The sequence below is a fragment of the Microbacterium sp. GW821-FHT01D02 genome (assembly GCF_059422585.1).
Genome location: NZ_JBWKXB010000001.1, coordinates 1,105,970 through 1,127,101, shown reverse-complemented (window position 1 = coordinate 1,127,101; position 21,132 = coordinate 1,105,970). Strand labels below are relative to the sequence as shown.

Genomic DNA, 21,132 nt, shown 5'->3' with positions numbered 1-21,132 from the left:
CCATGCCCCGCGGGTACCGAGATCGTGCCGACGACAGCCTGCTGACCCTCCTCGGGGATCTACCGGAACTCGTCACGAATCTGGTGAAGGCCGAGATCAACGCCGCGAAGGCGTGGATCTCGCGCACCTCGAAGGACGCGGGCATCGGCTCGGTGTGGTTCCTGGTCGCGCTGTTCTTCCTGTTCTGGGCGGTGCCGGTGATCCTGGTCTTCGCGATCGCCGGGCTCTCGTCCTGGTGGCCGGTGTGGCTCTCGGCGATCGCCGTGTTCGGCATCCTGATCGTCGCCGTGCTGCTGTTCGCGCTGCTCGGCATCCTGAAGTTCCGCAAGGTGCTCGCCCGCCAGAACCCGGCGCAGGCCGTCGCCGAGGACATCCGACTCGTGAAGGAGGCCGGCGATGACGAATTCTGAGTCGCTGCCGCGCACCGCCGTTCCCGGCGGGATCGTCGACCCCGTCGCCTCGGCGCGCGCCGAGTTGAAGGCCGCCCTCGCGGCGATCGAGGTGAAGGGCAACATCCCTCGCCGCGTCGAGAAGGCTTCGACGCGTGCCGTGGCCAGGGCGCGTGTCTTCGCCGACCGCAACCCGATCGGTGCGGTCGCCGCCGCGGTCGGCATCGCCGCTGCCGTGGGGGGCGCGGTCTGGGCGATCGCGCGCGCGATCTCGCGCTGACGCACAGCATTCCGGGATGCCGTCTGTCGCCCCCGGGGGTGATTAGCGGCTCCTGCGCAAACGAGGCAGACTGGGGAGCATGATGTCCGAAGAGCGCGATGAGAACCCGTCCGGCTTCACCCTCTGGGCTGTCTGGCGACGGAATCCCGACGTCCCCGTGACGGAGACCGAGTCGACCGAGCTCGAGACGATCGTCTCCTACATCGAGGACTCGGGCGTGGCCGTCCGCGGGTTCTACGACGTGTCCGGCCTCAAGGCCGACGCCGACCTCATGGTGTGGCTCCACGGCGAGACGGCCGAGGAGCTGCAGAAGGCGCTGCGTCGCCTGCGCCGCACCGAGCTGCTGCGTCCGCTCCTCCCCGTCTGGAACGTCATGGGCGTGCACCGCGACGCCGAGTTCAACCGCGCGCACGTGCCCGGCTTCCTCCGCGGCGTCGAGCCGAAGGACTGGCTGTGCCTGTACCCGTTCGTGCGCACGCCGGAGTGGTACCTCGCCCCCGAGGAGGAGCGTCGCAAGATGCTCGCCGACCACGGACGCAAGGGTGCCGCCTTCACGGGCGTGCTCGCCAACACCGTCGCGTCCTTCGCCCTCGGCGACTACGAATGGCTGCTGCCGCTCGAAGCCGATGAGCTGACCGACCTCGTCGACCTCATGCGCGACCTGCGCTACACGGACGCCCGCATGTACGTGAAGGAGGAGGTGCCCTTCTACACGGGGCGCAGGCTCCGGTTCGACGAGATCGCGGACGTCCTCCAGTAATCGCCATGAGCACCCCCATCCGTCTGGGTACCCGTCGCAGCGCGCTCGCGCAGGCGCAGTCGGGTCATGTCGCCGCCGCCCTCGAGAAGCTCTCCGGGCGCCGGGTCGAGCTCGTCCCGATCACCAGCGAGGGCGACACGAACCGTGCATCGCTCTCCGAGATCGGCGGCCAGGGCATCTTCGCCACGCGTCTGCGTGAGGCGCTGCTCGCGGGGGAGTGCGACTTCCTCGTGCACTCCCTGAAGGATCTGCCGACCGCCATCCCCGAGGGGCTCGTGATCGCGGCGACGCCGAAGCGCGAAGACCCGCGCGACGTGGTCCTGACCCGCGACGGGCTTCCGCTGCACGAGCTGCGCGCCGGCAGCACCGTCGGCACCGGATCCCCCCGCCGCATCGCGCAGGTGCGCCGTCGTGCGCCCGGTGCCGAGGTGGTCGACATCCGCGGCAACGTGGACTCGCGCCTCGCACGCGTCGCCTCCGGAGAGCTGGATGCCGTGATCCTCGCGGCGGCCGGACTCTCCCGCCTGGGATCGGACTCGCCGCTGCGTCGCGAGGAGCTCGGTCTCGCCGAGTGGCCGACCGCACCGGGCCAGGGTTCGCTCGCCGTGGAGACGCGGACGGACGCCCCCGAGGAGCTGCGCGCGGCACTCGCCGGCCTCGACGATCCGGACACCCGTCTCGCCATCACGGTGGAGCGCGCGATCCTCGAGGGACTGGACGCCGGATGCCAGGCGCCGATGGCCGCGCACGCCGTCGTCGACGGCTCCTCGATCCGCGTCAGGACGGTCGTCTACGCCACGGACGGCAGCCGTCGGATCGGGCTCGACGTCACCGAAGCCCTGAACGGGGAGTATATTCGTCGGAACGGCAGTGGCAATGGAGCGGATGCTGCCGATGGTGCAGACCCGATGCACGCAGCGCGCGAGCTCGGGTTCACTGTTGCCCGTCGGCTGCTCGATCAAGGGGCGGCCGGCCTCGTACCCCGAGAGCAATAAATCCTCATGACCACTTCCGAAATCAAGCAGGACCGACCGCTGGACGGCTGGCGCATCCTCGTGCCCCGTGGCGGGCCGTGGGGCGACAGCGTCGCCGCGAGCCTCCGGGTACTGGGCGCCGTCCCCGTGGTCGCACCCCTCATCAACTTCGCCCCGACGACCGACCAGGCGACGCTCGACACCGCGCTCGCACAGCTCGCGGCGGGGGAGTTCGACTGGCTGACCGTCACGAGCGCCACCACGGTGGACGTGCTCTTCGCACACCGGGCGGTCGTGCCGCGTTCGACCAAGATCGCCGCCGTCGGCGAGACCACCGCCGCGGCTCTGCAGGCGGTCGGCTACGAGGTCACCCTGGTGCCGGAGCAGGACAACTCCGCCGAGGGCATGGCGCAGCAGCTCATCGCGCTGGAGCGGGAGCCGCGTCGCATCCTCGCCCTGCGCAGCGAGATCGCGAAGCCCGTGCTCAGCCGACTCCTCTCCGAGGCGGGGCACGACGTGCACGGCGTCGTCGCGTATCGGACGGTCGGTGTCCCCGTGACGGAGCGCATCCGTCGCGACGTGGAGAACGGCCGCATCAACGCGATCCTCATCACCAGCGGATCGGTCGCCGAGCAGGTACGCGAGCAGTTCCCGGAGATCCCGGACGAGACGCTGCTCGCCGCGATCGGACCGCGGACCGCGAAGGATGCCGAGCGTGCGGGGCTGCCCGTGTCGGTGGTCGCCGATCGACAGACCGTCGACGCGCTGATCGACGCGGTGTCGCACTTCACCCTTCCGCACGCGGCCGACGAGTTCGCGCCGTGAGCTTCCCCGACGTCCGGCTGAGGCGACTGCGTCAGTCGCGGGCCGTCCGCGATCTCGTGCGCGAGACCTCGCTGCAGCCCCGTCAGCTCGTGCTGCCGCTGTTCGTCCGCGAGGGCCTCACGGAGTCGGTCGAGATCGGCTCGATGCCCGGTGTCGCCCAGCACTCGCTCGACTCCCTGCGTGCGGCGGCCGTCGAGGCCGCGGAGGCGGGTGTCGGCGGCGTGATGCTGTTCGGCGTGCCGGCGGTGCGTGACGCGCAGGGGTCCGGCGCCGACGATCCTCGCGGCATCCTCAACGTCGCGACCGAGGCTCTGGCGGCAGAGGTGGGCGATGCGCTCGTCGTGCAGACCGATCTGTGCCTGGACGAATTCACCGACCACGGGCACTGCGGCGTTCTCGCGTCCGACGGATCGGTCGACAACGATGCGACGCTCGAGCGCTACGCCTCGATGGCTCTCGCCCAGGCGCGCGCCGGATCGCAGCTGCTGGGACTGTCCGGGATGATGGACGGCCAGGTGGCGGTGATCCGCCAGGCGCTCGATGCCGAGGGCTTCACCGACACCCTGCTGCTCGCCTACGCCGCGAAGTACGCGAGCGCCTTCTACGGCCCGTTCCGCGAGGCCGTCGACTCGCAGCTGAAGGGCGACCGACGCACGTACCAGCTCGACCCGGGCAACCGCCGCGAGGGTGTGCGCGAGGCGGTCGTCGACGAGGCCGAGGGGGCGGACATCGTCATGGTGAAGCCGGCGATGGCCTTCCTCGACGTGCTGCGCGAGGTGCGCGACACCGTGAGCATTCCGGTGTGGGCATACCAGGTCTCCGGCGAGTACGCCATGATCGAGGCCGCCGGTGCGAACGGCTGGATCGATCGCCGTGCCGCCATCCTCGAGTCGCTGCTTTCCATCCGTCGCGCCGGGGCCGACGCGGTCCTGACCTACTGGGCCACCGAGGCCGCCGGCTGGCTGCGCGACTGACTTCTCCGAGGAGCTCTCTCATGACCGACCGCAATGACGACCTGTTCTCCGCTGCCCGCGCAGTGATCCCCGGTGGGGTCAACTCGCCGGTGCGGGCCTACGGGTCGGTCGGCGGCACGCCGCGGTTCCTCGCCTCGGCGAAGGGCGCGCGCGTGACGGATGCCGCGGGTCGCGAGTACGTCGACCTCGTCGCGTCCTGGGGTCCCGCTCTTCTCGGTCACGCGCACCCGGAGATCGTCGCCGCCGTGCAGGAGGCCGCATCGCGGGGCCTGTCGTTCGGCGCTCCGACCGAGGGCGAGGTCGAGCTCGCGGCGCTGATCGCCGATCGCGTGCGGTTCGGCGAGACCCGTCCCGTGGAGCGCGTGCGGCTGGTGTCGACCGGCACCGAGGCCACGATGACGGCGATCCGTCTCGCCCGCGGTGCCACCGGGCGCGACCTGCTGGTGAAGTTCGCGGGGCACTACCACGGCCACTCGGACGGGCTCCTGGCCGAGGCGGGCTCGGGCGTCGCGACGCTGGCCCTCCCCGGTTCCGCCGGAGTGCCGGCCCCGATCGCGGCGCAGACGCTCGTGATCGGCTACAACGACCCGGAGGCTCTCGCCGCGGTGTTCGCCGAGCACGGGGAGCGCATCGCCGCCGTCATCGTGGAGGCCTCGGCGGCCAACATGGGTGTCGTCGCTCCGCTGCCCGGCTTCAACCGTCTGATCGCCGAGACCGCGCACGCGCACGGCGCGCTGATGATCCTCGACGAGGTGCTGACCGGCTTCCGCGTGCACCCCGCCGGCTTCTGGGGGCTGCAGGCGGCAGCGGGCGAGGACTACCTCCCCGACATCTTCACGTTCGGCAAGGTCGTCGGCGGCGGGATGCCGCTGGCCGCGCTCGGCGGTCGCGCCGAGGTCATGGACCTGCTGGCACCGCTCGGCCCCGTGTACCAGGCGGGAACCCTGTCCGGGAATCCGCTCTCGGTCGCAGCGGGCCTCGCGACGCTGCGGCTCGCGACGCCGGAGGTCTACGCGACCGTGGACGCGGCAGCCGCCCGGGTGTCGGACGCTCTCGATGCCGCGCTCACCTCAGCCGGAGTGACCCATGCGGTCGCGACCGCCGGGAACCTGTTCAGCGCGTCCTTCCGCGCCTCCGCGCCGCGGAACTATGCCGAGGCGCAGGCGCAGGAGTCGTTCCGCTACGCGCCGTTCTTCCACTCGCTGCGCGAACAGGGCGTGGCTCTTCCGCCGAGCGTCTTCGAGGCGTGGTTCCTCACCGCCGCCCACGGCGAGGAGGAGCTGCAGCAGATCGAGGCCGCACTCCCCGCTGCCGCCGAGGCCGCGGCGGCCGCGCGTCCGTAGCGCGGGTGCGACGAGCGCTCCTGCTCGCCGGTGCTCCTCGGCGCCCGGATGGTGGCGAGGGCTATGACGCAGCCGCGCCCGCTCTGCCCGCCTGGATGAGCGATGCCGCGGCCGTGGCGAAGAACGCGACCACGACGGTGACACCGCACACGAGGGAGAGGGTGCCGTCGCTGACGAGCGCGACGATGCCGGCGACCGCGCTCACCGCGAAGCCGATCCAGACCGTCGGGGCGGCCGATCGGTGCGCCGCGGACCAGGCGGCGTCGCTCCTCATGGTCGCGCGAGTGCGGATGCCGGCGATCCGGTTGCGCCGTAGTCGACCGCGGCCCGCCAGCTCCACCAGCACCGTGGTGACCAGCAGCAGGAGCGGGACGACCACGGCGATCACGACCATGCCGCCAGTCTAGGTCGCGCCCTTCGAACGGTCGCCGCTCAGCCCCGCGGGGACGTGCGTGTGCTCGGATGCGGGACGAGGGTCGGGGCGAGTGGTGGCAACCGACAAGGGATCGTTGCGTTCCTGTGAGCAACTTCCAGACAACTGGCAGGGCCGCGCTGGCAGACTAAGTGACATGGTGACGTTGCTGCTGGACCAGACGCAACTGGAGGTCGTGCTCTCGCCGATCGAACGTGCCGCGACGTTCCACAGGGAGAACCTCCGGATCGCGCGCGACACCATCACCAAGGTCCAGCTGACGGAAGACGCCTGGACCTGGCTCCGCGGCGTGCCGAACCCCGGGACGCATATCCCCGGTGTGCTCGCCGCCGGCAGCTGGAAGGCGGCAGGCAGCCTCGACTTCGTCCTGATCCGTCGCCGACGTCCGAGCGTCGTCATCGACCTCGAAGGCGACGAGCAGTACGGCCGACTGATCCTCACCACGCGGCACGGCGTCGCCCTCACGCAGGCGCTGCGCCTGGACGTGTCGGACGAGCCGGCGACCGTCGAGGAGATCGTGGCGTCCGCGTCGATTCCCGTGTCGAAGGGGAAACGGCGGCCCGTGATCCGTCCCCGACCGGCCTGACGCGAACCGGCCTGACGAACCGGCCCGCCGGCTCATCGGTCCTGAACGACAACGCCCTCCGCGACCAGCAGGTCGGGAGGGCGTTCTCGTGGGCCGAACGCACTCAGCCGTGGTGGTTGTCGCCGTTGTGGTGCTCACCCTCGCGGTGCTCACCCTCGCGGTGCTCGCCCTCGGCGTGCTCGCCCTCGTGGTGCTCACCCGCGGGGTTCTCGCTGGCGTCGTCGGCGTGCTCGTCGTCGGTGGGGGCGCCCGCGGAGTCGGAGCCGTGCTCCGCCGCTGCGGCGCTGTCGTCTGCTTCCAGCGGCACGGTGTCGATGACGCCCGTGGAGGCGACGCTCCAGTGGGCGCCCTCCGCCGCGGTGTCTTCGCCGGCTTCCTGACCGTCCGAGCTCAGCGGGTAGTCCCGTGGCTCATCCTCGTAATAGGCGCGAGCCGCTGCGGCGAGCATCGAGCTGACAGCAGCGGAGCGGGGGTCCGACTCCTCGCCGTCGCTCTCCTCGTCGGTGCGGGTGTCGCCGTCGGCGGACGACGCGGCGTCGTCGACGCCGGACTCGCTCGCCGCGTCGAGGTCGGCGAAGATCTCGACCCCGGCATGGTCGTCCTCGGACGCGGCTTCGTCCTCCGACACGGCTTCATCCTCGGGCGCGGCTTCGTCCTCCGACGTGGCGTCATCCTCCGAGGAGGTGTCGCTCTCCGGCCCGGCGTCGGCGACGTGGTCCGGAGCCTGCTCGGGCTCGTCCGCATCGGTGGGCGGGGTCGTGAAGATCTCGGCGACGCTGTCGCGGACATCTTCCGCGGGGGTGGGCTCGACGGCGGTGACCGGCGCGGCCGCCCCGAAGAGGATCTGGTCGAAGGACGGCGCCGGCGACTCCTCGGCCGCGGTCTCGTCCTGCGTGTCCTCGGCGGGGGCGTCCTCGGCGGGGGCTGCGTCGGCGGGGGTCTCCTCGACAGAAGGCTCGTCGGCGGAGGTCACGTCTGCGGATCCCTGCTCCGTGGGCTCGCCTTCAGCGTCCTCGGCCGGTGCTTCCTCAGCAGTCGCGACCTCAGCAGTCGCGTCTTTAGCAGTCGTGTCTCCAGCAGGCGCTTCCGGAGCGGCGACGGAGGCGGCGAGGTCGTCCGCGACATCCTCACCCTCCGGAGCGGCAGCGGCTTCGGCCGCCCATGCGGCCGCCGCGGCCACGGGAATCGCGACCACGGAGTCGACAGGCCCGACCGGGGCATCCGTCACGTCGTCGGAGGGGCCGTCGACCTCGGCGGTCACGGGGGCAGCGGTCGCGGGGGCAGCGAGCTGCGGGGCCGCGTCCTCGATGCGCGTGCTCAGTCGGCCGCCGCGCATCAGGTCGATGAAGACGTCTTCGAGCGTCGGACCGCGCTGCACGAGCGTGCTCAGGGCGATCCCGGCGTCGGCGGCGACGGCACCGACCGTGCCGGCGTCTCCGCCGCGGACGGTGAGGCCGGAGCGCAGCACCTCGATGTCGAACCCGGCAGCCGACAGCGCGGCCGTGAGTGCGCCGCGATCCGCGGCATCCACGATCACGGAGCCGCCCTTCGGGTCGGCGAGGGTCTCGATGCCGCTGGCCAGCACGAGCTGGCCCTTGGACAGGACGAGCACGTTGTCGGCGACCTGCTCGACCTCGCTGAGGACGTGCGAGGACACGAGGACGGTACGGCCCTCGTCGGCGAGGCGGCGCATCAGGAGCCGCATCCAGCGGATCCCCTCCGGGTCGAGTCCGTTGGCCGGTTCGTCGAAGACGAGGGCACCGGGGTCGCCGAGGAGGGCGTGCGCGACGCTCAGCCGCTGACGCATACCGAGGGAGAAGCCGCCGATCCGCGAGTCGCCCTCTCCGTCGAGTCCGACCAGGGAGAGGACCTCGCCGACGCGAGCCAGCGGGATGCCGTTCGCCTTCGCGGCGATGGTCAGCTGTCGTTCGGCGGTGCGGCGGGGACGGTAGACGGTCTCTTCGAGGACCGAGCCGATCGTGCGCAGCGGCTGGCGGAGCTCGGCGAAGGCCGTGCCGCCGATCGTGGCGGTTCCGGACGTGGCACGCAGCTGACCGAGCAGGATGCGCAGCGTGGTGGTCTTGCCGGCTCCGTTCGGCCCGAGGAATGCGGTGACGGCACCGGGCTCGACGCGCGCGGAGAAGTCCGAGACGGCGGTCACCTCATTGAAGCGCTTCGTCACGTGCGTGAACTCGAGCACCTGTCCTTCAGGCATCCGTGACCTCTCGTCGCATTGAACAGTTCCTCCCTATCCTGCCGGAAAACCCTGTCGGATCCCGCATTTCGCGCGGAATACCGCCGCTGGCGACGGGGTAGCCTGGCACGCGTGACCGATTCTCGCGCTGCATCCCGCGTCCTCGTCCGCACCGAAGGAGCGCTCGGGCGGCTCACGCTCAATCGCCCCGAGGCGATCAACGCCCTCGACGTCGAGATGATCGGCCTCCTGACCGAGGCCCTGCACGCCTGGCGCGACGACACCGACGTGCAGATCGTGCTCATCGACGGCGCGGGGGAGCGCGGCATGTGCGCCGGCGGCGACGTCCGTGCCCTGCACGCGCAGATCGTCGCCGGACAGGCCGAGCAGACGGCGGAGTTCTTCCGCGCCGAGTACGCACTGAACGCGATGATCGCGGAGTACCCGAAGCCGGTCGTCTCCTTCGCCGACGGCATCACGATGGGCGGCGGCATCGGCCTCGCCGGCCACGCCGCGATCCGCATCGTGACGGAGCGCTCGAAGCTCGCGATGCCCGAGACCCGCATCGGCTTCACCCCCGACGTCGGCGGCACCTGGCTGCTCGGCCGCGCTCCGGGACGCTTCGGCGAGTACTTCGGCCTGACCGGGGCGACCATGAGCGGAGCGGATGCCGTGTACCTGGGCTTCGCCGACCACTTCGTGCCGTCCGACCGTCTCGACGCACTCAGCGAGGCGCTCGCCTTCCGCGCGGACCCGACCGGGCCCAGCGAGATCGTGCTGCTGTTCGACGAGACGCCCGAGCCCACGCAGCTCCCGGAATCGCGCGAGTGGATCGACGACGCCTTCTCGGCGCCGACCGTGACCGAGATCATCGAGCGTCTCCAGGCGCGGGGGACGACGGAAGCCGCCGCGACCGCCGACCTCCTGGAGGGGCTCGCCCCCACCGGTCTCACGGTCACGCTCGACGCCGTGCGCGAGGCGCGCGAGCTGCCGGGGCTGCGCGCCGCGCTGGAGGGCGAGTACCGCCGAGTGCTGTGGTTCGTGAACGAGCACCCCGACCTCGTCGAGGGGATCAGGGCGCAGCTGGTGGATAAGGACCGGAACCCGAAGTGGGACCCGCCGACGCTCGCCGAGCTCACCCCTGACGCCGGTGCTCCTGCGCGCGACTACGTGCCGCAGCATCCGCTCTTCTGACGTTCCCCTCGGACGGCTCGTGCCCCCGCGGGCGGACTCGCCCGCGGAGAGTGGGGTGCGCCGGGCCTACTCCTCGCCGTCGGCCATGACGGAGGGGTCGGAGCGCGTCTGCCAGATGGTGCGGAGCACGTCGATGACGTCGTCGGGATCGGCATCGGCGGACGCCGCCTCCTCGACCAGGTCGCGGATGCGCCGGATGACCGAAGCAGGGAGCACTCCGGCCGACTCCGCGACCCGTGTGCCGGCGGCCGTCCGCGAGACCACGAGTCCCTCACCCTCGAGCATCTTGTACGCCCGCGCGACGGTGCCGGGAGCCACGCCCAGATCGCTCGCCGTCTGGCGGACGGTCGGCAGTCGTTCGCCCGCGCCCAGCTGCCCCGACACGATGAGGCCGCGCAGCTGGCGGTAGATGTCGAGCGCCGGATTCGCCTCGGCTGCCGGTGCGAGCTTCGGCGTCGGACTCATCGTGCCGCCCCCGAGTCGGCGGTGGCCTCGACGGGCTCCGCGGACCCGGCGCCGTACGTGAAGGGGCGCAGCTGCGCGGTCACCAGGAGCAGCAGCGCGAAGGCCGCGATCTCGAGCACCGGTGCCAGCCAGCCGCCAACCGCGGCGATCTCCCCGTAGCGCCAGAACGCCTCGTACGAGTCGTCGCCGCCGTCGCCCATGACGGTGAGCCCGCTGACCGAACCGGCCTCCGCGATGAAGCGCCAGGCGCCCGCGAGGGCGAGGAGGGCCGAGGCGGTCACGATCCGGGCGATCCCGGTCGCGAGGTCTCGGCGCTCGCGCTGCTCGGCGACGACCGTCTCGGGGCGCAGGAACGCGCGCGCGGAACTGGCCTGGAGCGCGCCGACGGCGAGGCCCACGAGGGCGACGATGCAGAGCAGGACGGGGATGCCGTACGCCCAGCCGTAGAACCAGGGACGGATCGGATCGATCGCCTCGTTGGGGACGCCGATCTCGAGGTACACGTAGGGGCCGTCGCCGATGTTCGACGAGGCGAGGCCGGCGGCCACGGTGGTCGCCGTGAGGGCGAGCAGCGCGATGGCGGCTCCCGCAGACCCGACGCGGGAGCTGAAACTCCGCCACGTCCGACGGACGGCGGGCAGGACGGGGCGCTCCGGCGGTGTGCTCCCGCGACCCACGACGAACATCAGCAGGACCGCCAGGCCGACGGCTGCCGTGAAGAGCGGCGTCGCGTAGCGCCACCAGGAGACGACGTTGTAGAGGTCGAGGAAGTACCCCATGACCACGTTCTCGACCGTGAAGGCCAGGATCACGGCGATGGCGGTGATGCCGAGCACGCGGTGCTCCGGCGTGTAGCGGGAGACGACCCCGGCGGCCGCCGAGGGGGCGAGCCGGACGCGACCCCGGCGTCGCGCGGGTTCGCGGGACAGAAGCGTGATGCCGCCGACGATGATCGCCGCGAGCACCAGGGAGACCACGGGCAGCGTGAGGGCGGCGCCGAGCAACGGGCCCGGGTCGATCAGGGAGGCAGGGTGCAGAGTCATGCGGTGTCCGTTCTGTTTGTACCGCATGTCTATCACAAGTTGTGTCAAGTCGTAAATACAAGAGAGGGCAGCCGCGAGCGTCGTCCCGTTGTTCGCCCGTGTGCAGAAAGCGCTGGTCGCAGCGGGAACCGGTTCGCTCTCAGCGAAGGTCCTCCCTGAGGGGGATACGAATGTCGGCGGTTCGTGGCACTCTGTCTTGTGGCCGATTGTCGGTCGGCATCCGTCAGCCGAGAAATCCGCCGTTCCATCCTTCCTAGAAAGTCCGCCTGTGCTGGGAAAAATCCTCGTCCGCTATCTGTCTCGATATCGATGGCTGCTGCTCGCCGTGCTGGTCTTCCAGCTCGCCAGCGTCGCCGGTACTCTCTATCTCCCGAGCCTCAACGCCGACATCATCAACAACGGCATCGCGCGCGGTGACACCGGCTACATCTGGGGCACCGGCCTGTTCATGCTGGCGGTGTCGCTGGGGCAGATCATCGCCTCGGTCACCGCGACCTACTTCGCTGCGCGCGCCGCGATGGGCGCAGGCCGCGACATCCGCGCCGATGTGTTCGGCAAGGTCAGCGGCTTCTCCGAGCGTGAGGTGTCGCAATTCGGCGCCGGCTCGCTCATCACCCGCAACACCAACGACGTGCAGCAGGTGCAGATGCTCGCGATGATGGGCGCCACCATGCTCGTCACCGCGCCGCTGCTCGCCATCGGCGGCATCATCTTCGCCGTGCGAACCGAGGTGACCCTCAGCTGGCTGATCGCGGTGTCGGTGCCGCTGCTGCTGATCCTCGCCGCACTCGTGATCGGGCGCATGGTGCCGCTGTTCCGCAGCTACCAGGGCAAGCTCGACAACGTGAACCGCATCATGCGCGAGCAGCTCACCGGCGTCCGCGTCGTGCGCGCTTTCGTGCGCGAGCGCATCGAGGAGGAGCGCTTCCGCGGCGCCAACACCGACATCATGGTCGTCGGTCGCAAGGTCGGCTCGCTGTTCGTGCTGCTGTTCCCGCTGTTCATGCTCATCCTCAACGTCACGGTCGTCTCCGTGATCTGGTTCGGCGGCATCGAGGTCAACAACGGCTCGGTGCAGGTCGGCACGCTCTTCGCCTTCATGCAGTACATCGGCCAGATCATGGGCGGCGTCATCATGGCGAGCTTCATGGCGATGATGATCCCGCGCGCCGCGGTCTCGGCCGAGCGCATCGGCGAGGTGCTCGACTCCGAGTCCACCCTGGTGCGGCCCGAGAACGGCGTCACCGAGTTCCCGGTCCCCGGATCCGTGGCGCTCGACGACGTCGAGTTCACCTACCCCGGAGCCGACTCCCCGGTGCTCACCGGCATCAGCTTCGGCGCACAGCCGGGTGAGACGGTCGCGATCGTCGGATCCACCGGATCGGGCAAGACCACGCTCATCTCGCTCATCCCGCGCCTCTTCGACGTCTCCGGCGGCTCCGTGCACGTCGGCGGCACCGATGTGCGCGAGGCCGACGTCGAGTCGCTGTGGGACAGCATCGGCCTCGTGCCGCAGCGCCCGTTCCTCTTCACCGGCACCGTCGCGTCGAACCTGCGCTACGGCCGTGAAGACGCCACCGACGAGGAGCTCTGGCACGCGCTCGACATCGCGCAGGGTCGCGACTTCGTCGAGGAGATGCCGGACGGCCTCGACTCCCGCATCGCCCAGGGCGGCACGAACGTGTCCGGCGGTCAGCGCCAGCGTCTCGCCATCGCCCGTGCGATCGTGCACCAGCCGAAGATCCTCGTCTTCGACGACTCGTTCTCGGCCCTCGACCTGACGACGGACGCCCGTCTGCGCCAGGCACTGTGGCGGGAGCTGCCGCACGTGACGAAGATCGTGGTCGCGCAGCGCATCTCGACCATCACGGATGCCGACCGCATCGTCGTCCTCGACGGCGGCACGATGGTCGGCGTCGGCACGCACGAGGAGTTGCTCGAGACGAGCGACACCTACCGCGAGATCGTCGAATCGCAGCTGGGGGTGGACGCATGAGCGAGCAGAGCAACGAACAGGGCAAGATCAAGCGTGGCCGTGGCCGTGGCAAGGCAGGAGCAGCAGTGGCCGAGGTCGAGCTGACCGCCGAGGAGAAGTACGAGGCCGAGCTCGCGGAGCAGGCCCGTCAGAACTCCGGCGACTGGGACAGCGTGGCACCGGGCAAGGCCGACAACTTCGGTCCGAGCTTCGCGCGCATGATCGGACTGCTGAAGCCGTCGGCCCTCTGGTTCGTCTTCGTGTCGATCCTCGGCGCCATCGGCGTGGTCCTCACGGTCGCGGCGCCCAAGGTGCTCGCCGAGGCGACGAACCTCGTCTACAAGGGGTTCATCTCGATCCAGCTCGGTCAGTCGACCGACGGCCTCCCCGGCTTCCCGGCCGGCACGCCGCAGGACACCGTCATCGAGGCGCTGCGCGCGCGTGGCCAGGACGACTACGCGAACCAGGTCGGCGCGCTCGGCGACTTCACCGTCGGCCAGGGCGTCGACTTCGACGCGCTGCGGCTGGTCATCGCCGCGGTCCTCGGGATCTACGTGGCGGCGGCGTTCCTCACGTGGATCCAGGGCTACGTCATCAACGTGATCATGGTGCGCACCATGTGGCGACTGCGCGAATCGGTCGAGGCGAAGATCAACCGCCTGCCGCTCGCGTACTTCGACAAGGTGCAGCGCGGTGAGCTGATCTCACGCGTCACGAACGACATCGACAACATCACGCAGACGATGCAGCAGTCGCTCTCCGGTGCACTAACCTCGGTGCTCACCGTGATCGGCGTGCTCGTGATGATGTTCTCGATCTCCTGGCAGCTCGCGCTCGTCGCCCTCGTCACCCTGCCGCTGATGGGCATCATCTTCGGCGTGATCGGACCCCGCTCGCAGAAGGCGTTCGGCACGCAGTGGCGCAAGGTCGGCCGACTGAACGCCCGCGTCGAGGAGGCGTTCTCCGGCCACGCGCTGGTGAAGGTCTTCGGACGTGAGAAGGACGCGCTGGACAAGTTCCAGGCCGAGAACGAGGAGCTGTTCCAGGCGAGCTTCAAGGCGCAGTTCCTGTCCGGCATCATCATGCCCGCCATGATGTTCGTCGGAAACCTCAGCTACGTGGGCATCGCGGTGCTCGGTGGTCTGATGGTCGCGAACGGCCAGCTCCGTCTCGGTGACGTGCAGGCGTTCATCCAGTACTCGCAGCAGTTCACGCAGCCGCTGTCCGAGCTGGGTGGCATGGCCGCCGTCGTGCAGTCCGGCACGGCATCCGCCGAGCGGGTGTTCCAGCTGCTCGACGCGGATGAGCAGGAGGCCGACGACGCCGATGCTCCCGAGCTCGTGGAGGGCAAGGGCGTCATCGAGTTCGAGAACGTCGCGTTCTCGTACACGCCGGATCGTCCGCTCATCCGGGACCTGTCGTTCCGGGTGGAGCCGGGTCAGACGGTCGCGATCGTCGGTCCGACCGGCGCGGGCAAGACGACGCTGGTCAACCTGATCATGCGTTTCTACGAGCTCAGCGGCGGACGGATCATGCTCGACGGTCAGGACATCGCCGAGGTGACCCGCGACGAGCTGCGATCCCGCACCGGCATGGTGCTCCAGGACCCGTGGCTGTTCGCCGGCAGCATCCGCGAGAACATCCGCTACGGTCGCTCCACCGCGACCGATGAAGAGGTTCTCGCCGCCGCCAAGGCGACCTACGTCGACCGCTTCGTGCACGCCCTCCCCGAGGGTTACGACACGGTGCTCGACGAGGATGCCGCGAACGTGTCGGCGGGTGAGCGTCAGCTCATCACCATCGCCCGGGCGTTCGTCGCGCAGCCGTCGATCCTCATCCTCGATGAGGCCACGTCGGCGGTCGACACCCGCACCGAGCTGCTGCTGCAGCACGCGATGGCCGCGCTCCGCGAGGGACGCACGTCGTTCGTGATCGCGCACCGCCTGTCGACCATCCGCGACGCTGACCTCATCCTCGTGATGGAGCACGGCGACATCGTGGAGAAGGGCACGCACGACGACCTCATCGCCGCGCAGGGCGCCTACTGGCGGCTGTACCAGTCGCAGTTCGAGCAGGCGGCGACCGACATCGACGCCGAGGACGCGCTCACCGGTTCCACGCCCGTGGTCGTGACCGGCGAGGCGGGCGCGGGCGAGAGCGCGCTGTCCGAGTCGGCAGCCGCGGTGGCCGGAGCCTCGGTCGGGGCGAACGTCCCGGCTGCCGAGACCGCCGCCGCTCAGTCGCTGCTCGAGGACGGAGCGGACGGCTCCGGCCCCCGCGCCTGATCAGCGAGACGCCGACGCCCCACTCCGGTCATCCGGGGTGGGGCGTCGTGCTGCGGCGGCAGTGCTGCTGCGGCGGCGGTAGTGCCACGCGTCGGGGTAGTGCCACGCGTCGGTGGTAGTGCCACGCGTCGGTGGCAGCGCCAGGCGTCGGTGAAGCGGTCAGGGCTTCTCGGTCGTGATGCCGAGGAGCTCCAGCGGGTGGGTCAGCCGCCACCACGGGCTCGGGTCGGCCACGTCTTCCGCCAGGACCAGCGGCGTCGAGGTCGTGTTGATCGGGCCGACCGTGGTCAGCGTGCCGACCGTGCCGTCCTGGTCGCGCTCGTCCCCGAGATCGAAGGCGACGGTCGACGTGGGGAGAGCGCCGTTCCACAGGACCACGTCGGCGTCGGCGTCGGCGACGACGTCGACCTTCTCGCCCCACAGCGTGGTGACCCGGCCGACGACCGTGCCCTGGGGGACGGCCGGTGCCTGCGCCTCCAGCTCCGCCTCGGCCTGAGCGAACAGGGAACGGGTGAGGGCCAGGCGCGCCTTGTCGTCCGCCTGGTTCAGCGCGGCGGCGTACAGCTTCACCGTCGTGTCGCCGATCGTGACGTCCTTCGCGGTGAGGAGGTTCCAGCCGACGAGCGTGCCGGTCTTGATGCCGACGACGCCCGGGTCGGCGAGCATGCCGTTGGTGTTCACGACGGTGCCCGCGCCGGGAAGGTCGACTGATTTCGTGCCGACGATCTCCGCGAACACGGGGTTCTGCATCGCCTTTTCGCCGAGGGCGATCAGGGCGGCGGGCGTGGCGACGTTGCGCTCGTCGAAGCCGGACGGCGTCACCACCGTGATGCCGCTGAGGCCGCGCTCGCGCAGCCAGACCTCGGCGGCGCGTGCGAACTCCTCGTCGGAGCCCCAGATCTCGGAGGCCAGGCGGTCGATGTAGTTGTTCGCCGAGCCCAGAAGGGTGCCCTGCAGCATCTGGTACTCGGTCAGCACGCCGTCGACGGGGACGTCGAGGGCGGACTGGTCGCTGCGCCGGTAGTCCCAGTACTTGACGCTGTCCCAGTAGGTGAAGGAGAACTCGCGTCCCTGCTCGCCGGGCGCGAGGGGCATCCGGTCGAGCACCATCAGGGCGCTGACGACCTTGGTGATGCTCGCGATGCTCACCGGAGCGGTGCCGGATGCGCTGGTGCTCATGCCCGCGATGCCGACCGCTCCGCTGCCTGAGGTGGGCCACGTGACGGCGGCCGCGGGCGCGGCGACGGGCTCGAACGCGACGGACTCCACGGTCGGAGGGACCTCGTGCAGCGGCCAGAGCAGCGTCGTGCCGGCGTATGCGGCGACGAGGCCGACGAGGGTGGCCAGCGGCACCAGGATCCCCGGACGGAGGATCGCCGGTCGCAGCTGTGCGCCGCGCAGGAGGCCGCCGCCCTTCTCGACCTCGGCCGTCTCGTCGAGGGTCGCGAGCGGGGAGTGCGCGGCGACCTCCGCGGCATCGACCCAGGTCAGCGCGGTCGCGGTGGTCTCCTCATCCGCCCACTGCGGGGCGGTCGCATCCGCCAGCGCATCCGCATCCTCGGGAGAGGGCTCCCGGGTGCGGCGCCCCGAGGGGACGAACGGCGGCTTGGTCAGCGGAGGCGTGGAGTCGGTCGGGACCGCCGGCTCGGGCGTGAGGCCCGGTTCGGGGGAGAGGACGGGCTCGGGCGAGAGGACGGGCTCGGAGCCGGCCCCCTTGTCCCCGGTGAACAGGGCATCGAGCACGGCCGCGTCGACGGGGATCGCGGGAGCGACGGAGGCATCGGGCGGCAGCGCGTCGCCCGCGAACAGCCGATCGGCCGCGAACGAGGTGCTGCTGTGAGCGGGGTCCGCGGCATCCGGTGCGACCGGGAGGCTCTCGTCGGGGCCGGAGGGGACACCGGCCGGAGAGCTGTCGTCGCTGACGACGCCCGTCGCCTCGTCGGCGGGATCTGTTGCGGTCACTCGCTTACGGTACCGAATCCCTGGAGCGTTCCGCGGCGCGGAGCCCCCGGGGGCGCGGGGTGTCGCCAGCGGGTAGGATCGTCAGCACAACCACGGGAGTCCGGCGAGCCGGGCTGAGAGGGAGCGAATCGCGCTTCGACCGTCGAACCTGATCTGGGTCATGCCAGCGCAGGGAGGAGTTCAGATGAGCACGTCCACATCCACGTCCGCATCCGCGAAGACGCAGGCACCTGCCCCGGCCAGGAGCTTCCTACGCTGGCGCATCGTCGACATCGTCGTCGCCAGCGTCATCGGCGTCGCCGCCGGCCTGATCTTCCTCGCCTGGAACGTCGGCTACCTCGGGCCGAAGGCGCTGCTGGAGCCGCTGCTCCCCGGCGTCCAGGGTCTCCTCGACGGTCCGTGGCTCTTCGCCGGCGTGCTCGGCGGGCTCATCATCCGCAAGGCCGGCGCGGCGATCTACGTCGAGCTGCTCGCGGCCGTCGTCTCCGCGCTCATCGGCAACCAGTGGGGTGGGTTCCTCACGCTCGAGGCCGGCCTCGTGCAGGGCCTCGGCGCCGAACTGATCTTCCTGCTCTTCTTCTACCGTCGCTGGTCGCTGCCCGTGGCGATCCTCGCGGGCGCGGGCGCCGCCCTCGCCGGCGGGATCAACAACCTCGTGCTCTGGTACGCCGGCTCCGGTCCCGCCTTCACGACCATCTACCTGATCAGCACGGTCATCTCCGGAGCCGTCATCGCCGGAGCCCTGTCCTGGGTGCTGGCGCGAGGCATCGCCGCGACCGGAGCCCTCGACCGGTTCGGCTCCGGGCGCGAGGCGCGCGTCCGCGTCTGATGGCGGCGGACGGGGCCGTTCCCGCCGCCGTCGAGGCACGCGGCTGGGGGTGGAGGCACGCGAGTCGTCTCGCCTGGGCGCTGCGCGACGTCTCCTTCCGCATCGAGCCGGGGGAGCGCGTGCTGGTGCTCGGCGCGTCCGGTGCCGGCAAGTCCACCCTGCTGCACGGCCTCGCGGGCGTGCTCGGCGGCGAGGAGGAGGGCGAGAGCACCGGCGACCTGCTCGTCGACGGTGCTCCCGCCGTCGCGACCCGCGGCCGTGCCGGGCTCGTGCTGCAGGACCCCGACTCGCAGGTCATCCTGGCGCGTGCAGGGGATGACGTGGCGTTCGGCTGCGAGAACCTCGGCGTGCCCCGGGAGGAGATCTGGCCGCGCGTGGAGTCGGCGTTGGAGGCGGTCGGGCTCGATGTGCCGCTCGACCACCCGACCAAGGCGCTGTCCGGCGGCCAGAAGCAGCGGCTGGCGCTCGCCGGGATGCTGGCGATGCGTCCGGGACTCGTCCTGCTCGACGAGCCGACCGCGAACCTCGATCCCGCCGGGGTGATCGAGGTCCGCGACGCGGTGGAGCGGATGCTGCAGGCGCGGCCGGCGACGCTCATCGTCGTGGAGCACCGACTCGAGGTCTGGCTGCCGCTCATCACCCGTGTGATCGTGATCGGGGCAGGAGGAGTGATCGCCGACGGAGCGCCCGCAGAGGTCCTCGGTGCGCAGGGGGCGCGACTCGCCGCGGACGGTGTCTGGGTGCCCGGGCATGCGCCGGCCACGCCCCCTCCTCCGCGGTCGGCCCCCGGGGACGCCCTGCTCTCGGCGCGCGGCCTGGCCGTCGCCCGCGTCAAGGGACGTCCGGTCGCCACCGGCATCGACCTCGACGTGCACGCCGGGCAGGTGCTCGCGATCACGGGGCCGAACGGAGCGGGCAAGTCCACGCTCGGGCTGACCCTCGCCGGCCTCCTCCCGCCCGCCGGCGGAGCGCTGACGGCATCCGCTCGGCTGGCGGACGGCGCCGACGCGTCGCCGATCCGCTGGGCGTCGAAAGACCTGCTGACGCGCATCGGCATGGTCTTCCAGGAGCCCGAGCACCAGCTGCTCGCCAAGACCGTCCGCGACGAGCTGGCCGTCGGCCCGCGCGCGCTCGGCATGACCGAGGAGGAGATCGCCGTCCGCAGCGACGAGCTTCTCGCACGACTGCGCCTCGACCACCTCGCCGCCGCCAACCCGTACACGCTCTCCGGGGGTGAGAAGCGCCGGCTCACGGTCGCCGCCGCGATCGCGACCAGGCCGCGCGTGCTGGTGCTGGACGAGCCCACGTTCGGGCAGGACGCCCGCACCTGGGCCGAGCTCGTCGCGATGCTCGCGGCCCTCCGCGACGAGGGGTCCGCGATCGTGACCATCACCCACGACATCGACGTCGCGCGGGCGCTGCGGGCCGAGCGGTTCGAACTCGGGGGTGCGGCATGACCGTGCTCGACACACGTGCGCGCACCGGTGCCATCGCCGCGATCAATCCGGTGGCCAAGCTCGGCGTGAGCGCCCTGATCGCGGTGCCGCTGATCCTGACGCTGGATCCGGTGTCGGCGTCCGTGGCGCTGCTGCTGGAGTTCGTGCTGTTCCTGTTCGCCGGCATCGGCTGGCGCGAGTTCTGGGTGCGGACCTGGCCGGTCTGGCTCGCCGCACCGCTCACCGGACTGACCATCGCGCTCTACGGCGAGACGAGCGGGGTCGTGTACGTCGACTGGTTCGTGCTGCGCATCAGCGAGGGGTCGCTTGCTCTCGCGCTCGCCACCATGCTGCGCGTGCTCGCGATCGCGCTGCCCTCGGTGGTGTTGTTCATCACGGTGGATCCGACCGACCTGGCCGACGGGCTGGGGCAGGTCCTGCGGCTGCCGGCGAGGTTCGTGCTCGGCGCCCTCGCGGGGCTGCGCATGGTGGGGCTCTTCCTCGACGACTGGCGTGCGCTGGAGCTCGCGCGGCGTGCCAGGGGCGTGGCCGATCGCGGACGCATCCGGCGCTTCCTCGGCATGGCCTTCGCGCTGCTCGTGCTCTCCATCCGCCGCGGCGCGAAGCTCGCCACCGCCATGGAGGCGCGGGGCTTCGGTGCCCCCGGGCGTCGCACCTGGGCACGCGAGTCGCGGTTCGGCGCGGCCGAGTGGACGCTGCTGGCCGTCGGCGCGGCGATCTCCGGCATCGCGATCGCCGCAGCCGTGGCCACCGGGGCGTGGAACTTCATCCTCGGGCCGAGCGCCTGACCGCCGTCCCTGTCGGATCGGTCAGGGGCCGGCGAGGGGCTCCGTCCGGAAGTAGAGATCCCGGTGCAGGGCGCACCGCTCGTTGAACGGGGCCGCGCATCGCGGGCACGCCGTCACCGCGAAGTACTCGGCGATCGTGAGCTCGTGCCCGCACGCACCGCACAGGATCGCCGCGGTGTCGTGCTGCTCTGGTGCCCACTGCTCCGCCGGATGTCCCGCCGCCTCCTCGTGACAGCGGTGGCAGGGGTAGTAGTCGCCGCAGCAGGCGAAGCGGATCGCGATGATGTCGGTCGGGCCGCGGTAGTGCACGCACCGGGTCATGTCGTCGACGACGGCGCCGAGCACGGCGGGGCGGTCGAGGGGCGGCGGGGTCATG

20 protein-coding genes and 1 riboswitch are annotated in these 21,132 nt (G+C 71.1%); of the genes, 14 read left to right on the top strand and 6 right to left on the bottom strand.

Annotated features, from left to right (window positions below; all coding sequences use genetic code 11):
- The first annotated feature begins 2 nt into the window (after positions 1-2).
- The 7 genes from AC07VM_RS05545 to hemL all read left to right on the top strand — a co-directional run bounded on the left by AC07VM_RS05545 (position 3) and on the right by hemL (position 5,545).
- A complete protein-coding gene (locus AC07VM_RS05545) occupies positions 3-410 on the top strand; it encodes a phage holin family protein (protein ID WP_267416169.1) in 408 nt (135 codons plus the stop codon).
- Positions 397-669, top strand: a complete 273-nt coding sequence (locus tag AC07VM_RS05540; protein WP_267416168.1) for a hypothetical protein — start codon at positions 397-399, stop codon at positions 667-669. The genes AC07VM_RS05545 and AC07VM_RS05540 overlap by 14 nt, the downstream gene beginning before the upstream one ends.
- Positions 670-748: 79 nt before the next feature.
- Positions 749-1,429 (top strand): hydrogen peroxide-dependent heme synthase, encoded by a 681-nt coding sequence (gene hemQ, locus AC07VM_RS05535; RefSeq protein ID WP_494910301.1) that lies wholly within the window; start codon positions 749-751, stop codon positions 1,427-1,429.
- A 5-nt stretch (positions 1,430-1,434) separates the two neighbouring features.
- Entirely contained in the window at positions 1,435-2,424 is a 990-nt protein-coding gene (gene hemC, locus AC07VM_RS05530) for a hydroxymethylbilane synthase (protein ID WP_494910300.1), read from the top strand.
- A 6-nt stretch (positions 2,425-2,430) separates the two neighbouring features.
- Entirely contained in the window at positions 2,431-3,228 is a 798-nt protein-coding gene (locus AC07VM_RS05525) for a uroporphyrinogen-III synthase (protein WP_494910299.1), read from the top strand.
- Positions 3,225-4,202, top strand: a complete 978-nt coding sequence (gene hemB, locus AC07VM_RS05520) for a porphobilinogen synthase (RefSeq protein WP_267416164.1) — start codon at positions 3,225-3,227, stop codon at positions 4,200-4,202. Before AC07VM_RS05525 ends, hemB begins: the two co-directional genes overlap by 4 nt.
- A gap of 20 nt (positions 4,203-4,222) precedes the next feature.
- A complete protein-coding gene (gene hemL, locus AC07VM_RS05515; protein ID WP_494910298.1) occupies positions 4,223-5,545 on the top strand; it encodes a glutamate-1-semialdehyde 2,1-aminomutase in 1,323 nt (440 codons plus the stop codon).
- 61 nt (positions 5,546-5,606) lie between these two features.
- Here the strand turns inward: hemL and AC07VM_RS05510 are convergent, their stop codons facing one another.
- Positions 5,607-5,939 carry an SdpI family protein gene (locus tag AC07VM_RS05510; protein ID WP_494910297.1) on the bottom strand — a complete coding sequence of 111 codons (333 nt, stop codon included), beginning with the start codon at positions 5,937-5,939 and terminating at the stop codon, positions 5,607-5,609.
- A gap of 175 nt (positions 5,940-6,114) precedes the next feature.
- Between AC07VM_RS05510 and AC07VM_RS05505 the strand changes: the two genes are divergently transcribed.
- Positions 6,115-6,564 (top strand): hypothetical protein, encoded by a 450-nt coding sequence (locus AC07VM_RS05505; protein WP_267416161.1) that lies wholly within the window; start codon positions 6,115-6,117, stop codon positions 6,562-6,564.
- 103 nt (positions 6,565-6,667) lie between these two features.
- Here the strand turns inward: AC07VM_RS05505 and AC07VM_RS05500 are convergent, their stop codons facing one another.
- Positions 6,668-8,779, bottom strand: coding sequence for an ATP-binding cassette domain-containing protein (locus AC07VM_RS05500; RefSeq protein WP_494910296.1), 2,112 nt, complete (start codon positions 8,777-8,779; stop codon positions 6,668-6,670).
- A 111-nt stretch (positions 8,780-8,890) separates the two neighbouring features.
- Between AC07VM_RS05500 and AC07VM_RS05495 the strand changes: the two genes are divergently transcribed.
- A complete protein-coding gene (locus tag AC07VM_RS05495; RefSeq protein WP_494910295.1) occupies positions 8,891-9,952 on the top strand; it encodes an enoyl-CoA hydratase/isomerase family protein in 1,062 nt (353 codons plus the stop codon).
- Positions 9,953-10,018: 66 nt separating this feature from the next.
- Here AC07VM_RS05495 and AC07VM_RS05490 read toward each other — a convergent pair whose 3' ends face one another.
- A complete protein-coding gene (locus AC07VM_RS05490; protein WP_494910294.1) occupies positions 10,019-10,417 on the bottom strand; it encodes a GntR family transcriptional regulator in 399 nt (132 codons plus the stop codon).
- Positions 10,414-11,460 (bottom strand): hypothetical protein, encoded by a 1,047-nt coding sequence (locus AC07VM_RS05485; protein ID WP_494910293.1) that lies wholly within the window; start codon positions 11,458-11,460, stop codon positions 10,414-10,416. Before AC07VM_RS05485 ends, AC07VM_RS05490 begins: the two co-directional genes overlap by 4 nt.
- A gap of 268 nt (positions 11,461-11,728) precedes the next feature.
- Here AC07VM_RS05485 and AC07VM_RS05480 point away from each other — a divergent pair, with 268 nt between their 5' ends.
- Positions 11,729-13,456 carry an ABC transporter ATP-binding protein gene (locus tag AC07VM_RS05480; RefSeq protein WP_494910292.1) on the top strand — a complete coding sequence of 576 codons (1,728 nt, stop codon included), beginning with the start codon at positions 11,729-11,731 and terminating at the stop codon, positions 13,454-13,456.
- Entirely contained in the window at positions 13,453-15,720 is a 2,268-nt protein-coding gene (locus AC07VM_RS05475; protein ID WP_494910291.1) for an ABC transporter ATP-binding protein, read from the top strand. Before AC07VM_RS05480 ends, AC07VM_RS05475 begins: the two co-directional genes overlap by 4 nt.
- Positions 15,721-15,879: 159 nt before the next feature.
- On the opposite strand, the gene AC07VM_RS05470 is transcribed toward AC07VM_RS05475, so the two are convergent.
- Positions 15,880-17,682, bottom strand: coding sequence for a D-alanyl-D-alanine carboxypeptidase family protein (locus AC07VM_RS05470; protein WP_494910290.1), 1,803 nt, complete (start codon positions 17,680-17,682; stop codon positions 15,880-15,882).
- Positions 17,683-17,764: 82 nt separating this feature from the next.
- Positions 17,765-17,876, top strand: a riboswitch (TPP riboswitch).
- On the opposite strand from AC07VM_RS05470, the gene AC07VM_RS05465 reads away from it, so the two are divergent.
- The 3 genes from AC07VM_RS05465 to AC07VM_RS05455 all read left to right on the top strand — a co-directional run bounded on the left by AC07VM_RS05465 (position 17,867) and on the right by AC07VM_RS05455 (position 20,756).
- Positions 17,867-18,511: an ECF transporter S component gene (locus tag AC07VM_RS05465; protein WP_267416151.1), complete on the top strand. Its 645-nt coding sequence runs from the start codon at positions 17,867-17,869 to the stop codon at positions 18,509-18,511. It overlaps the preceding riboswitch by 10 nt.
- Complete coding sequence (locus AC07VM_RS05460; protein WP_494910289.1) at positions 18,511-19,968, top strand: ABC transporter ATP-binding protein; 1,458 nt, start codon at positions 18,511-18,513, stop codon at positions 19,966-19,968. Before AC07VM_RS05465 ends, AC07VM_RS05460 begins: the two co-directional genes overlap by 1 nt.
- Entirely contained in the window at positions 19,965-20,756 is a 792-nt protein-coding gene (locus tag AC07VM_RS05455; protein ID WP_494910288.1) for an energy-coupling factor transporter transmembrane component T family protein, read from the top strand. The genes AC07VM_RS05460 and AC07VM_RS05455 overlap by 4 nt, the downstream gene beginning before the upstream one ends.
- A gap of 21 nt (positions 20,757-20,777) precedes the next feature.
- Here AC07VM_RS05455 and AC07VM_RS05450 read toward each other — a convergent pair whose 3' ends face one another.
- Entirely contained in the window at positions 20,778-21,131 is a 354-nt protein-coding gene (locus AC07VM_RS05450) for a CHY zinc finger protein (RefSeq protein ID WP_494910287.1), read from the bottom strand.
- Position 21,132 lies beyond the last annotated feature (1 nt).

Bases quoted from the DNA above. Each gene is read 5' to 3' on its own strand.
- AC07VM_RS05450 (WP_494910287.1), bottom strand. From the start codon at position 21,131: ATGACCCCGCCGCCCCTCGACCGCCCCGCCGTGCTCGGCGCCGTCGTC.
- AC07VM_RS05455 (WP_494910288.1), top strand. From the start codon at position 19,965: ATGACCGTGCTCGACACACGTGCGCGCACCGGTGCCATCGCCGCGATC.
- AC07VM_RS05540 (WP_267416168.1), top strand. From the start codon at position 397: ATGACGAATTCTGAGTCGCTGCCGCGCACCGCCGTTCCCGGCGGGATC.
- AC07VM_RS05460 (WP_494910289.1), top strand. From the start codon at position 18,511: ATGGCGGCGGACGGGGCCGTTCCCGCCGCCGTCGAGGCACGCGGCTGG.
- AC07VM_RS05485 (WP_494910293.1), bottom strand. From the start codon at position 11,460: ATGACTCTGCACCCTGCCTCCCTGATCGACCCGGGCCCGTTGCTCGGC.
- hemL (WP_494910298.1), top strand. From the start codon at position 4,223: ATGACCGACCGCAATGACGACCTGTTCTCCGCTGCCCGCGCAGTGATC.
- AC07VM_RS05510 (WP_494910297.1), bottom strand. From the start codon at position 5,939: ATGGTCGTGATCGCCGTGGTCGTCCCGCTCCTGCTGCTGGTCACCACG.
- AC07VM_RS05500 (WP_494910296.1), bottom strand. From the start codon at position 8,779: ATGCCTGAAGGACAGGTGCTCGAGTTCACGCACGTGACGAAGCGCTTC.
- hemQ (WP_494910301.1), top strand. From the start codon at position 749: ATGATGTCCGAAGAGCGCGATGAGAACCCGTCCGGCTTCACCCTCTGG.
- AC07VM_RS05505 (WP_267416161.1), top strand. From the start codon at position 6,115: ATGGTGACGTTGCTGCTGGACCAGACGCAACTGGAGGTCGTGCTCTCG.
- AC07VM_RS05525 (WP_494910299.1), top strand. From the start codon at position 2,431: ATGACCACTTCCGAAATCAAGCAGGACCGACCGCTGGACGGCTGGCGC.
- hemC (WP_494910300.1), top strand. From the start codon at position 1,435: ATGAGCACCCCCATCCGTCTGGGTACCCGTCGCAGCGCGCTCGCGCAG.
- AC07VM_RS05475 (WP_494910291.1), top strand. From the start codon at position 13,453: ATGAGCGAGCAGAGCAACGAACAGGGCAAGATCAAGCGTGGCCGTGGC.
- AC07VM_RS05545 (WP_267416169.1), top strand. From the start codon at position 3: ATGCCCCGCGGGTACCGAGATCGTGCCGACGACAGCCTGCTGACCCTC.
- AC07VM_RS05465 (WP_267416151.1), top strand. From the start codon at position 17,867: ATGAGCACGTCCACATCCACGTCCGCATCCGCGAAGACGCAGGCACCT.
- AC07VM_RS05490 (WP_494910294.1), bottom strand. From the start codon at position 10,417: ATGAGTCCGACGCCGAAGCTCGCACCGGCAGCCGAGGCGAATCCGGCG.